Annotated in this window: 13 protein-coding genes and 1 pseudogene; all 14 read right to left on the reverse strand. The window is 51.4% G+C overall.

Going from position 1 to position 12349, the window contains the following annotated elements:
• Positions 1-105 precede the first annotated feature (105 nt).
• The 14 genes and pseudogenes from DXA74_RS05405 to DXA74_RS05475 all read right to left on the reverse strand — a co-directional run bounded on the left by DXA74_RS05405 (position 106) and on the right by DXA74_RS05475 (position 12349).
• Entirely contained in the window at positions 106-1917 is a 1812-nt protein-coding gene (locus DXA74_RS05405) for a reverse transcriptase/maturase family protein (RefSeq protein ID WP_044545269.1), read from the reverse strand.
• A gap of 561 nt (positions 1918-2478) precedes the next feature.
• Positions 2479-2955 (reverse strand): annotated as a pseudogene (locus DXA74_RS05415) (DUF4138 domain-containing protein); the annotation flags it as partial.
• Between the two features lie 69 nt (positions 2956-3024).
• Positions 3025-4380 carry a conjugative transposon protein TraM gene (traM, locus tag DXA74_RS05420; protein WP_032595739.1) on the reverse strand — a complete coding sequence of 452 codons (1356 nt, stop codon included), beginning with the start codon at positions 4378-4380 and terminating at the stop codon, positions 3025-3027.
• Positions 4361-4669 carry a TraL conjugative transposon family protein gene (locus DXA74_RS05425; protein ID WP_004308924.1) on the reverse strand — a complete coding sequence of 103 codons (309 nt, stop codon included), beginning with the start codon at positions 4667-4669 and terminating at the stop codon, positions 4361-4363. The genes traM and DXA74_RS05425 overlap by 20 nt, the downstream gene beginning before the upstream one ends.
• Positions 4670-4675: 6 nt before the next feature.
• On the reverse strand, positions 4676-5299 hold the full coding sequence (gene traK / locus DXA74_RS05430; protein ID WP_004308925.1) for a conjugative transposon protein TraK: 624 nt from the start codon (positions 5297-5299) through the stop codon (positions 4676-4678).
• A 31-nt stretch (positions 5300-5330) separates the two neighbouring features.
• Positions 5331-6335 (reverse strand): conjugative transposon protein TraJ, encoded by a 1005-nt coding sequence (gene traJ / locus DXA74_RS05435; protein ID WP_004308926.1) that lies wholly within the window; start codon positions 6333-6335, stop codon positions 5331-5333.
• A 3-nt stretch (positions 6336-6338) separates the two neighbouring features.
• Positions 6339-6968, reverse strand: coding sequence for a DUF4141 domain-containing protein (locus DXA74_RS05440; RefSeq protein WP_004308927.1), 630 nt, complete (start codon positions 6966-6968; stop codon positions 6339-6341).
• A 30-nt stretch (positions 6969-6998) separates the two neighbouring features.
• On the reverse strand, positions 6999-7382 hold the full coding sequence (locus DXA74_RS05445; protein WP_004308928.1) for a DUF3876 domain-containing protein: 384 nt from the start codon (positions 7380-7382) through the stop codon (positions 6999-7001).
• A gap of 37 nt (positions 7383-7419) precedes the next feature.
• Positions 7420-9924, reverse strand: coding sequence for a TraG family conjugative transposon ATPase (locus tag DXA74_RS05450; RefSeq protein WP_005827325.1), 2505 nt, complete (start codon positions 9922-9924; stop codon positions 7420-7422).
• Positions 9921-10253: a DUF4133 domain-containing protein gene (locus DXA74_RS05455; RefSeq protein WP_004311206.1), complete on the reverse strand. Its 333-nt coding sequence runs from the start codon at positions 10251-10253 to the stop codon at positions 9921-9923. Before DXA74_RS05455 ends, DXA74_RS05450 begins: the two co-directional genes overlap by 4 nt.
• A 10-nt stretch (positions 10254-10263) precedes the next feature.
• Positions 10264-10575, reverse strand: a complete 312-nt coding sequence (locus tag DXA74_RS05460) for a DUF4134 domain-containing protein (RefSeq protein WP_004311205.1) — start codon at positions 10573-10575, stop codon at positions 10264-10266.
• Positions 10576-10776: 201 nt separating this feature from the next.
• Positions 10777-11517, reverse strand: coding sequence for a hypothetical protein (locus DXA74_RS05465; RefSeq protein ID WP_032595736.1), 741 nt, complete (start codon positions 11515-11517; stop codon positions 10777-10779).
• On the reverse strand, positions 11514-11903 hold the full coding sequence (locus DXA74_RS05470) for a DUF3408 domain-containing protein (protein WP_299338276.1): 390 nt from the start codon (positions 11901-11903) through the stop codon (positions 11514-11516). The genes DXA74_RS05465 and DXA74_RS05470 overlap by 4 nt, the downstream gene beginning before the upstream one ends.
• Positions 11900-12349, reverse strand: a complete 450-nt coding sequence (locus DXA74_RS05475; RefSeq protein ID WP_004311202.1) for a DUF3408 domain-containing protein — start codon at positions 12347-12349, stop codon at positions 11900-11902. Before DXA74_RS05475 ends, DXA74_RS05470 begins: the two co-directional genes overlap by 4 nt.

Here is a 12349-nt window from a genome sequence, read left to right on the forward strand (position 1 = left end):
GGCGATGGGCGCCTTACCACCTTTCGGTGGTAGGTTTCCCATAGCCTGCCCCCGAACCGTACGTGCAAGTCTCCCTGCATACGGCTCTCCACTGGTAATGTCAGTTTATTTGTCATGAGCATGAATGTTTGCATTACAATGTTTGCATACTGCCAACGTCTTACGCCATTTCTTAATCATCAGTCGGTGCCACTCCGTATCGGTATTTATACCTTTGAGTTTACGGACTTGATACATTACGGTCTTGACATTGGTTGCTCCACACAATTCACATTTGTGCTCCATGAGTCTCTCCGCAAGAGTGGGGAAAGGAAGTACAAACGTGTTAGGTAGATTATCGCAGGTTGCGTCTTTGTCCGGCTCTTGCCTTGCAAAGCCGTCATTATAGAGTATTCGGAACTTGGTTTCTCCTTTCTTTGCTTGATAAGGTATCGCCAGGTCATGGTCTCTTCTGTACTTTCGTATAACCTTGGCAGTTGATGAATTTAGTTTCTTTGCCAAAGTTTTGCAGAAACTATATCGCATTATGTAACCGAATTTACTTCCTGCAAAAGAGATGTTGTCCGCAATCCTATAATATTGGTACAAACCTCTGATTTCAGTTGTATAGCGTGCGCAGATTGTGGCTGGGTCTTCTTTGGTCAGGTAATTGCGTGGCATGGCATACCAGATTTCCTTTCCATTGATTACCCTAAGCTCCATTGCTTTCAGTTCCAATAATTTCTTTTGGACGGAGGCGATAGGCAGAGCCAGTATTATGCGTCCGCTGAACGGTCTCTTCAGCCATCCCAGCTTGTTTCGCTTCATGGCTTCGGATTTTCTGACAGAGATTTCATACCCAAGAAACTTTGCTGAATCCTGCGCATTTGTGATAAGGGTCTTTTCTTCGGAGAGTTCAAGCTTTAGTTTGTCTCTCATGAATATTGTAAAGTTCTCTTTCATTTTCGCACAGTCTGCTTTACTACCAATTACACCGATTAGAAAGTCATCGGCATATCTGATATATTTAAGTCTCTTGTAATTACTATCCATTGCCATAGATGCCGGCACTCTCCGTGTCTTAGCTTCCACCTCTTTCAGTTGTGTCAGCAATTCACGTTTCGTATCCTCATCAGTGGCGTTTCGGATAGTCTTGCGTAATCTTACAGCCTTTCGGCTGTAACTTGCGTGGAGTGGGTTTTCCCGCTTTTTCTTGCCCTTGTCGAATGATTCCGCATATTCACGCATGTATTTATCGAACTTATCAAGGTAGATATTTGCCAAGATAGGGCTTATTATCCCTCCTTGGGGAGTTCCCGAATACGTCTTGTGAAATGTAAAATCTTCGATATATCCAGCCTTTAGGAATTTCCATATCAGTCGAAGAAATCTTTCATCTGATATGCGCTCACGAAGAGTTTCAATCAGAATATGGTGGTCGATGTTGTCGAAGAATCCTTTGATGTCACCTTCGATGAACCAGTTCGCACCAGTGAAAAGAGTTTGGATGGAACGCAAAGCCGTATGACAGCTTCTTCTTGGTCTGAATCCATGCGAGGAATTCTCAAAATGTCCCTCATAGACAGCTTCAAGAATAAGTCTGACGACCTCTTGCACCATCTTGTCTTCGATTGATGGGATGCCCAATGGTCTTTTCTTCCCATTCTTTTTAGGGATATAGACTCTTCGGGCAGGCGTTGGCATGTAACTTTCATCCTTTAGCGCAGCTATCAGATGTCCTATTCTATCAACGCTCATTCCGTCAATGGTCTTACCGTCTGAGCCGGGTGTCATGTTGCCCGGTTTCGCATAAATGCTCTGGTAGGCTACATAAAACATCTGTTCATTGAATAGGATGCGGTACAACCTTTCGTACTTGTAATGCACATCTTTGCTATGTGCAGATAAACTGTTTAATATGGTCTCTGGATTTCTCATACGTCTCACACGTTATCGTTTGACAATATTAAAATTACCGAGCTGTTCCCCTTCGCCATGTACGTGGCTTTCCCACGCTCAGACTACTACGGGAACTCCGTTGCCATGCGGAGTTTTCAGAGCCTGTGCTCATAGCCTTTCGGCATCTCCGTGTAGGCAATCCCCATTTAGTGGACTTGATAACTTGGCTTGACAGACTGTCGGATGCAACGTACATCCCTTTCTGTTCTCTGACGGATATGTCGCAGTAAATTCCTTGCCCATCACTCCGTTCAATAAGCGTGGGTACTGCGAGGCAACGTATATAACTGCTTTCCGTTGCCACCTCTACATTAGTCATAGGACTATTGTTCAACCAATCAGGTTTCATCCTCGTGCCTGTCTTTTCCCATAGCAATTCAGTCGCAGTTTAGCAATTAACTGACTTATCGCGTTACCGACATGCTTCACTCCCCGTTTGGTTTCCCATTCGGATAAGTCGGTCTGGGATAGGTTTATAAATTGGAATACTAACCTAATCACTTGCCAAAGTGATTATTATCAAGCCCCTATTATGGGCGCACTAAAAGTATAGAAACTCCCGTCCTCCGTGATTACCGACATATTGGTTTCGTTCGGGAAGTTACGCACGGTAGCTTTCACGCGGATGACGTTCTCCGCTCCGTCGGCTTTACCCGCAATCAGGTCGGGCGAGCCTAAATCGACGTAGCGCACCTCCGAGGGGAAAATGACGTGGACGGTCTTGTCGTAGGTCACTTCCAATCCGTGCGGGGGAACCATGCGGTCGAAGGTCAGCTTCTTTGTCAGCCCGTGATACAGATCGCCGTCCGCCTCCTTCTGCGGATAGACCTCCTTTGTCAAGGTCGGTTGTTGGCTTTGCCTTCCTCCTCCTTGCGAGGCATAGTCAAGCGAGCTTGTCTCTGCTCTCGCTTCGTTCGTCGGTTCACTTCCGTTGTTCTCTCCAACGGTTACGTTCTCCTGCGCGTTGGCAGTTATGATGCCCATAGCGAGGGCAAACATGATGATTACTTTTTTCATTCTACTTTGGATTTTAGTGGTAAATAAAAATTTGGTTGTTGTTTTTTTAGTCGTTGATTGTTATTGTTTTCAATCTCTGTCCTGATATAGCATGACCTTGTATCCGGATTTCAGATGCACCTTGACGGTACGCATCTTCTTGGCGATATACTGGCTCGTGCCTTGTATCAGCCCCTTGCCCAAGTCGGAGGCGAGCTGCGCCCCTGCGTTGGTGGAGATATTAATGCTGCTGCCCAGCGAGCCGCCCATGTTGGCGGCAACCTCCCTGACGGCGTTCATCTCCATCGAGTTTGGAATGAAGATGCCGGGCTGTCCGTCCGTGTCATACACCGCCAGTTCTACCGGGATAATCGTACCTGCGTACTCCAGCGAAGTAATTTCAATATCGAGTCGTTCGCCCTGAATCTTTGCCGTGCCTACCACCACTGCATTGCGGGGTATGATTTTGTCCGCCACTGCCATCGGCTCCAGCAGCCGTAATCTTACCGCCTGCCCGTCAGTCACACTCTGCGCCCCATAGACACACGCCGATATGGTGTTCCTGTCCGATACAGTCGTGACACCCACCGCCGTATTGAAACTGCGGTTGCGCTCCTGCGAGAAGGAGGCGACAAACTCAGCGTTGCTCATCGGCTGTGAGAGCGAAGATACCACCTGATGCGTTACCTGCCTGACAGGTGCAGCCGTGTTCTTTCCGGCTTTCTGCACGGGGTAAGGCTCTGCCGCCTGTCCGACAGGTGGCTGTGTGCCGTTCTGCCCGCCCATGTACTTCGCCGCCAGTTCATAGGACTTCTCCATGAGTGCCACTTGGTCATCCATAGCGGATGCCTTGCCTTTCTCGGTTTCCAGTTCCGATTCCAGCGAGGCGATACGCTCTAACAGTTCGTCCATTTCCGCGTTGTCGTTCTTCGGCTGCTCATAGAAGTTGCCGAGCGTGGTATTGAGGTCGCGGTAGGCAGCTGCGGAGGATTGGATGGTTTTCGGAGCGGATGATTTTGCTGTTGCATCTTCCGCATTTCCGGGATTAGCAAGGTCGAAGTCCCTGCCGCCGTCCGTTTCCGCCACCTCGCGGTCGAACATATCGCCCAGTTCCTGCATGGCGCGGCTGCGGTTCTCCTGCCGTTCCTCCATTGCTCCCTGTTCGTAGGCTTTCGCCTTGTCGCCGATGATCTGGCGGTTCGCCTTGTCAGCGTCGGGCATTTCGATGTTGTAACCACCCGTTCCCGGTTGCTGCTCCTTGTCGGAAGACGGGGCGAATATCAGCCACATAGCACCGATGAATACCAGCACTATAGCGGGCAGCACTATCATTTTCTGACGTTTCAGCCTTTGGGCTTCGGTCAGCGGCTTGCGCTCCTTCTTCGGTTTCCCGTTGTCGGGAGCCGCCTTGTTCTCGTTTTTAGGTTCATTCTTCGTCTGTTCCATATAAATAAGGTATTACATTATGATTGTTGTCCGGCTTTATGGACAGTTCCACCTGTCCGGCATGGTCTGTTACCATCCGGCTGCCGTCATTCCTGCCGATTTCATAGACGGCTTTGCCGAAGGTGTAGAGGGCAAGCACCGCAAAGGCGGCGAGCATCGCCAGCACGATGCGCCTGCGTGTCTTCGGGGGCAAACCGTCCAGATAGCCTTTGAGCCTTGCCACCAGCATTTTCTTTTTGTCGTGGAGCTTCCAGTACGCACGCCAAAATGATTTTTTGATTTTCTTCATGTCCGTTTACCTTTTGATGGTTTGTAAATCCTTGTTCTCGATGATGGTGAATCCCTCGATGGTGAAACCGTTGGGATTGTCGTCCGAACGGGACGAGTTCAAGAGGCGGCACGTAGTCACGAGGCTGCGCTCGGTGACGTTGCTCTGCCGGATGATCTTCTGCGTGGCGTAGGTCACGGCACGGTAGGGATAGCCGTTGAAATCGCACACCACGCTGTCCACCTTCAACACCTGATTGATGTTCCCGGCGATGATGCGGTTGTAGTACCCCTTCTCGGCAAAGTCCGAATAGTAGTTGTACACGCTTTTGTCCGCTAATAGCAGGGCGCGTTTCACGTTATGCTCTATCGCGCTCTTTTCGGGTGAGAGCGTGAAGAACAGCTCGTGGAAACGGCGCACGTGTTCCCTCGCTTCTGCCGGACGGTTCTGCGACAAGTCTTGCGAGAGAGCCAGCATCAGCGACTTGCCGTTGTCCAGCACGTAAATCTTTTCCCGTTGCCGCTCCGCGAAGCGGTAGGAACTCCACACGCTCCATACCGTTATTACGGCACACAACGAGAGGAAGACGATACCGAACAGGCGTATCTGCCTGAACGATGATTCGATGTTTTTAAGTGACTTAAATTCCATTGTTGTTTATTCGTTTTTAATTGTCAGTTGATTATTTCAGCAGCTTCCCGACACGTCCGACCACGTTTCCTGCGGCTGCGCCCGCCACGCTGCCCGCCATACTTCCGGCTCGTCCTGCCGTCTGGTTCACGTTGCGACCGTAGCTTCCCATGCCTCCGGCTTGGATAATCCAGCCTGCTACCGTGGGGATGGTGAAGTAACCAATGATGCCGATTATCATGAAGACGATGTACACCCCGTCGCTCGAATCCAGCGAGAAGTTCGGGTCAGCCTGCATCCGTTCGATGTCGCTTTGCAGCATCAGCACTTGTATCTTCGCCAGTATGGTGCTGAACATATCCGACACGGGCAGCCACAGATAGACCTGTATGTAGCGGCATATCCACTGTGTAAGCGTGCTTTGGAAGCCGTCCCACACCGATATGGCGAAGGCTATCGGACCGAGTATCGCCAGCACCACGAGGAAGAACGTGCGGATGGTGTCTATCACGAGGGCGGCGGCTTGGAACATCAGTTCCAGTATCTCGCGGAAGAAGTCGCGGATGCCCTTCTTCATGTTGTACATCCCGCGCTCGATGTACATCCCCGCCATCGTCACCATGTCGCCGGGCGACCAGCCCAGTTCTTCCAGTTGTTTGTCAAACTCCTCATTTGACACGAGGTAGGCGGTTTCGGGATTGCGCATCATCGCTTCGTACTCCAGTTTGTCCTTCTGCTCACGGTATCGGTTCATGTCCAGCGTTTCCGCCTCCAGCATCTTTGCCGTACCCTGCACGACGGGCGACATGATGCTGTTTATCGTACCCAGTACCACCGTCGGAAAGAACATGATGCACAGACCGATAGCGAACGGGCGGAGCATAGGGAACACGTCTATCGGTTCGGCTCTCGCCAGCGACTGCCATACCCGGTAGGCCACATAAAAGAGTGCGCCCAGCCCGGCGATGCCTTTCGCCACGCCCGCCATGTCCCCGCATAGCGGCATCATCTGTTCGTAGAGCGAGCGCAGAATTTGGTGAAGGTTGTCGAAATTCATAGGCTACCAATATCTTTCGTTCATGTTCCCGTACAGCCCCATGATGCGGTCAAGGTCGTTTTTCTTCTTCGCACGCAGGTAACTCACGCTAATGTTCTTGTTGGTGTAGTAGCTCACGAGGTTGCGGTAACGCTTCATTTTGGAGTAGCAGCGTTCCACCACGTCCATGCGCTCCTTGTCCGTCATGGAGAGCGTGGTGATATTCACCACATTCTTCAGTTCCGTCAGCACATCGTTGGATTCCTCCAATAACTTGGTGTAGCCAAAGGCGATGGCTCCCAGTTCCTCCACCGTGAAGTTGTCGTCACGCATCATCTTCTGGAAACTGGTCACATAGGTGTCGGTGATGTCACCCACCATCAGAATGGTCTGCTGCACCTTCCGGGCGTCCTTTACCAGATTGTTCACGGATTTGAGTGCGTCGTAATACTTCTTGCCCTGTTCGTAAATCTTCACGGTCTCTTGAAAATTTTTTATCATATTCTGGGCGGTCGTGGAAGTGTGTACCACGTTCTTCGAGGTGTTCACGATGCTCTGCGCGATGTTGGACGGGTCTATCACCGCCCACTGTGCGCTTGCCCTGCCGACTGCAAACAGGCACAGGCAGATAATAAGTGTTATTCTTGTTCTCATGTTACTTTGGATTTTAGTGGATTTCATTATTTATTGCTCGCCTATCGGATGGTCCGGTTTCGGGTTCACACGCACGTAGTCCCCGTTCGGCGAGAAGGTCAGGATGTCCGTCGCCTCGTTGTAGGACACGTCGATGCGGAATCCGGTGTTCATGAACAGATTGCCGTTCTCCTCCTGCAAGAGATAGGTTTCCGGCTTCAGCTTGCGGCGGATGCCGCTCCGCTTGAATACCGTCACCTTATAGGCTTCGCCCTCCTTGTAGATAAGCACGTCGGGCTTGCCCTCCACACTCTCCCAGTTTCCGCAAAGCAGGTCGCGTCGGTTGTCCGTTATGTCGCAGGATTGCAGCACCATGACCGCCAGCCCGATTAAACACTTGCTGACTTGCAGCATTTTCGTTCTTGATATACTCATACGCATTTTCTTTTTTAGTTGATGAATCTGTTTCTATTTATTCCTTTTTTCTCCGCCTTTCGGCAAGCTGCCGGATGACGGCTTCAATGTCGCCGCCCAACTGTTCCGCCAGACGGTAAACCTCTACTTTTTCCGTTTCTTCGGTGGTGTACGCCAGATACTCTTCAGCACTAACTTCGGTGGCATAGACTGCCGACTGCGTGCCGCCCAGTCCTATCCACACTTCCTTGTAGAGCCTTGACGGGTTGTTCGCCATGTTGATGGAGAGTATCTGCGACTTCTCTTTCTCCGTCAGACCCAACAGGGACTGTATGGCATCAAACTTGTTCATGTACTTCCGCTGGTCAAGGAGTATCTTGCAGTCGGAGTTGTTGATGATGCTCTCCTTGACGACGGGCGAGGAAATGATGTCGTCCACCTCCTGCGTCACCACGATTGCCTCCCCGTAATACTTGCGCACGGTCTTGTACATATAGCGCAGGTACTCAGCCATGTTCGCCGAAGATAGAGCCTTCCAAGCCTCTTCCACTATCAACTGTTTCCTTACGCCTTTCAATCGGCGCATCTTGTTGATGAAGGCTTCCATGATGATGATGGTCACCACAGGGAAAAGCTCGCGATTTTCCTTTATACTGTCAATCTCGAAGACGATGAACCGCTTGCCGAGCAGGTCGATGTTCTCCGTGGAGTTGAGCAGGAAGTCGTAGCGTCCGTCCCGGTAATACTGCCGCATGGTGGTGAGCATATTGTCGATGTTGAAGTCGGACTTCTCCACCTTTATCTCACGTTCCGCCAGTTCGCGGCGGTAGTCGTCGCGCATATACTCGTAGAAGGTGTTGAACGAGGGGACGATGCTCCGGTCAGCCCTGATACGCTCGATATAGGCGTTCACCGCACTGCCCAGTTCGCCGCTCTCCGTCTTCGTCACTTTGTCGTCCTCCGACTTCCAGAGCGTCAGCAGCAATGTCTTGATGCTGTCCTTTTTCTCCACGTCGAACACGTAATCATCGGTGTAGAACGGGTTGAACGAAATCGGTTTCTCCTCCGTGTAGGTGAAGTACACGCCGTCCGCCCCGTTTGTCTTGCACCGGATCATCTCGCACAAGCCCTGATAGGAGTTTCCCGTGTCCACCAGCACCACGTGCGTACCCTGCTCGTAGTATTGCCTCACGAGGTGGTTCATAAAAAAGGATTTGCCGCTGCCCGAAGGACCCAACACGAACTTGTTGCGGTTGGTCGTGATACCCCGCTTCATCGGCAGGTCGCTGATGTCGAGGTGCAACGGTTTTCCCGTAAGCCTGTCCACCATCTTGATGCCGAAGGGCGAGAGCGAACTGCGGTAGTTGGTTTCCTCCGTGAAGAGGCACACCGCCTGCTCGATGAATGTATGGAAACTCTCTTCCGCCGGGAAGTCCGCCGCGTTGCCGGGCATCGCCGCCCAGTAGAGCGTCGGGCAGTCGATGGTATTGTGGTGCGGCACGCACTCCATGCTTGCCAGCTGGCTGCCCACATCGTTCTTGATATGCTTCAGTTCCTCCGCGTCATCGCTCCACGCCATGACGTTGAAGTGCGCCCGTACCGAGGTCAGCCCGTAGGAATGGGCTTCGTTCAGGTACTGGTCTATCCACTCGCGGTTGATGCTGTTGCTCCGGCTGTATCGGGATAGCGACTGCATATTCCTTGCGGACTTCTCGAACTTCTGCAAATTTTCCTCGCTGTTGTCGATAATCACATACTGGTTATAGATGTGGTTGCAGGAAAGCAGCAGCCCCACGGGGGAGGCGAAGGAGAGGCGACAGTCCGAGCGGTCGGTGGAGAGTTTCTCGTAGCGGATGTCGGTAGCCACCTTTCCTGGCATATCCTCCGCGTCGGAGAGGGTGTGCAGGCACAGGCGGTTGTCACCGATACGCATTTCTTTTGCCGAGAGGTCGATGTCCTGCAAGGTCGTGTCGCCTTCGGGCATGAGCGAGAAGTAACGCTCTATCAGCCCGGCGGACTTCTCCGTCCCGACAATCTCGTCGGTGGAGAGGCGGCGCAGCCTCACAAAGCCGCTGTCGTTCATGATGCGCTCGAACTGTTCGGCGGCCTCCATGAACTTCCCGGCGGTTTCCTTGTCCAGCTCCTTCGGGATGATATGTCCCCGGCACAGCGTACTGAAGTTGCTCTGCATACGGTTACGTTCTTTCGTCGTCTTGGTCAAGTAGAGATAGCAGGAGTGTTTCAGGTACGGACGCTCGTTGAAGTGGCGTTCAAAGGAACGGCTCAAGAAACTCATGTCGTCCTTCTGTAACTCCGGCATATATTTCTCCTTGATGAACCAATCCTGCTTATGCACGACGCAGAAGTACGGCAGCACCTTGATAGCCTTGCACCAGCAGCCGTGTATCGCCTCGTACTCTGCGCCCGTCACGGTGTAAAGCTCCGGCAGTTCCACCTCAAAAGCCACCGTGATGTCGGCGTCTTTGGAGATGATGCAGCCATGCTCCACCGCCAGCAGGGGGAACTTGTTTTCCAGTGTTGTCATTTTGGATGTATTTCTCATGTCGTTTCTTCCTTTCGTTGCCGTTTGAGTAATCGGGTGATCCGCCGTCGGTTGATAAGGTATCGGGGATGGCTCCTTGCCGCTCCCAATTTCATCAGCCCGTGTTCGCCGTACCGGGCGTTCAGCGCGAAGGTCTGCCATACGAGGACGGAAGACGATGCCGCGCCGAAGCCGATACATATCCACTGGTCGATGCCGACCATATAGAGGATGACGAACAGGACGAAGAGAGCCAGCAGACCTCCGCAGAAGATGAAGAGGTACTGAGCCTTCAAACCCTTGAACTCGACCGGACGGCCGATACCCTTGTTTATCGGGTATTCAGCCATACATTGTTTATTAAAGGAAGAATGAGCGCAGGATAGTGGCGGCGACAATCAAGAAGATACAAGCCCCGAACCACGAGGCGGCGGTCTTCGAGGTGTCCGGGTCTCCGGACGAGAATTTTCCGTACACTTTCACGCCACCGATAAGCCCGACTACCGCGCCGATGGCGTAGATTAATTTCGTGCCGGGGTCGAAATACGAACTCACCATAGAGGTGGCTTCGTTGATGCCAGCCAGACCGTTTCCCTGTGCGAAAGCGGAGGCGGTTGCGGCAATCATAAGTGCCGCAGCGATGATTAACTTTTGTCTGATGTTCTTGTTCATAAACTGTTCTTTTTTGTGCCGTCCAAAGGGTGGATAGTCCTTTTTCGGGCGGTTGATACTTGATTACTTTACTTTGGTTTTAGTGGTTGCCCGTTTGTTTCTACGGACTTGGGGCTGTCCGTTGCGGGTTGGCTGTACCTTGTACCGCCGTGCGCGTGGGTGTCGTCATTTTACGTTTTCATTTCCATTCTTTTTTAGTTGTTATACATAGTTTCGGAAGTCGAACTCCTCGATGTTGTCGGGAATCACGAACACCTTTTCCTTTTGTTGTGTCACGGTCATGTTCACCGTGTCCACGAAAACTGCCATCGCCTTTGCAATCCTCTCGCTCATTGCTTCATCGGTCAGGCGTTCCGTTATTCTTGTGAAAAGCTCTGTCCCGTCCAGTTCCGTCATGACCTTTCCGGCGTGTCGCATTTCCTCATCGGATGGTGATTCCTTCCGTATGGTGTGTACTGCCATGTCAATATCCTCGAAGCTACTTCCCGAAGCCTGCTTTTTGTCTGGTTCTTCATCCTCCGGTTCATCTTCTCCGTACTCCAGTTCCGAGGGCGGGATGCTCGTGAAGGTTTCATCGAGTTTGTCCTCCGGTACTTGTGTCGGGCGTGAGACGGTTTCCGTGTTTCCGTCGTCAAAAGTAGCCTCTTCCTCCGACAGCTCAATGCCTTTTTCCGAAGTGGCGGCTTCTTGCGTCGGTATGGCAGCGGTTGTCCGGGTCGATGCCATCTTGAAACGGCTCTTGCCAATGATGTCCGAGGTGTCTGCGTGAGGTATTTCCTTATCCTTTCCTTGCTCTGCCACCGTACTGTCCAATGACCGCCACAGCCCGGCAATATGTCTGAAGAAACGGATGAGCTTCATGTCCATGATGCGGTCATAGAACAGCAGAAACAGAAACCACACGTTGCAAGCAACCGATACGATTAAAAACGCCTTTGTCATAATCTTACTTTTTGGGCGTTTTCAATCTGTTCCATGTACTGCTGCCCGTATTGTCGGAAATGGTCGCGGAGGATGTTATCCACAAACTTGCCGATGCTCAAACCGTTTCCCATCCGACTGGTAACGATAGCGACTTTCTCATGAATTTCTCGGCTGATGTATATACATTGCCGCGTTTTGATTTCCGATGCTTGCAGGAAAGTCGAGAGCGGTTTGTCTCTGCCTTTATCCTTGCGGAAGTCAACGTCGGTATTTTCATGCCCGTAGTCGGTTACACACTTTGCTGCACGGACAGCGGTTCTTTCACTCTTTCCTGTTTGCAGATACTCAGCCTGACGGTTCTTATTTGTTCTTTTCATACTTCTTTGTTGTTTTTGAGTGTTTATAAATTATAGGATTCCATGTGCCGTTTGAACGATTCGGCTATCTCGTCTTGGAACAGCGTGAAATGGTGTGTCAGCACGTTGTCAAGAAATGCCGCGATAGTCACTTCGTTGCCTCCGATTACATGAAGCATCTTCTGTATGCGGTCGTGGTACTCCTTGCGGATATAGACCTGCTTGCCGAGCCTTGCCGTGATATTGGAACCGCATATGAATACTGTGTCATAATCCAATTTTTCCGGCTTGCTGTTCCTGCGCCTGCGTTCCGGCTCCTCTTTGGAGTGCGAGGCGGGTGGAGAAACGGCTTCTTGTATCGCTTCTTTCGGAGGTGGGACAGGAGCGTTCCCGTCCGTGCTTCTCGCTTCCGGCGGAATGCTTGTATCGTCCAGTCGAAATGAGTTGATTACGGCTTCGCTGTCGATGTCCTCGATTCTTGTTTTCTTTGCCAT

Origin of the sequence: Bacteroides sp. OF04-15BH (assembly GCF_003477995.1) — a bacterium.
Taxonomy (GTDB): domain Bacteria; phylum Bacteroidota; class Bacteroidia; order Bacteroidales; family Bacteroidaceae; genus Paraprevotella.

Coding starts and splice junctions, on each gene's coding strand:
- traM (WP_032595739.1), bottom strand. CDS start 4,380: ATGGAACAGACGAAGAATGAACCTAAAAACGAGAACAAGGCGGCTCCC.
- DXA74_RS05440 (WP_004308927.1), bottom strand. CDS start 6,968: ATGAGAACAAGAATAACACTTATTATCTGCCTGTGCCTGTTTGCAGTC.
- DXA74_RS05460 (WP_004311205.1), bottom strand. CDS start 10,575: ATGAACAAGAACATCAGACAAAAGTTAATCATCGCTGCGGCACTTATG.
- DXA74_RS05445 (WP_004308928.1), bottom strand. CDS start 7,382: ATGAGTATATCAAGAACGAAAATGCTGCAAGTCAGCAAGTGTTTAATC.
- DXA74_RS05405 (WP_044545269.1), bottom strand. CDS start 1,917: ATGAGAAATCCAGAGACCATATTAAACAGTTTATCTGCACATAGCAAA.
- DXA74_RS05475 (WP_004311202.1), bottom strand. CDS start 12,349: ATGGCAAAGAAAACAAGAATCGAGGACATCGACAGCGAAGCCGTAATC.
- traK (WP_004308925.1), bottom strand. CDS start 5,299: ATGGAATTTAAGTCACTTAAAAACATCGAATCATCGTTCAGGCAGATA.
- DXA74_RS05465 (WP_032595736.1), bottom strand. CDS start 11,517: ATGACAAAGGCGTTTTTAATCGTATCGGTTGCTTGCAACGTGTGGTTT.
- traJ (WP_004308926.1), bottom strand. CDS start 6,335: ATGAATTTCGACAACCTTCACCAAATTCTGCGCTCGCTCTACGAACAG.
- DXA74_RS05425 (WP_004308924.1), bottom strand. CDS start 4,669: ATGAAGAAAATCAAAAAATCATTTTGGCGTGCGTACTGGAAGCTCCAC.
- DXA74_RS05455 (WP_004311206.1), bottom strand. CDS start 10,253: ATGGCTGAATACCCGATAAACAAGGGTATCGGCCGTCCGGTCGAGTTC.
- DXA74_RS05450 (WP_005827325.1), bottom strand. CDS start 9,924: ATGAGAAATACATCCAAAATGACAACACTGGAAAACAAGTTCCCCCTG.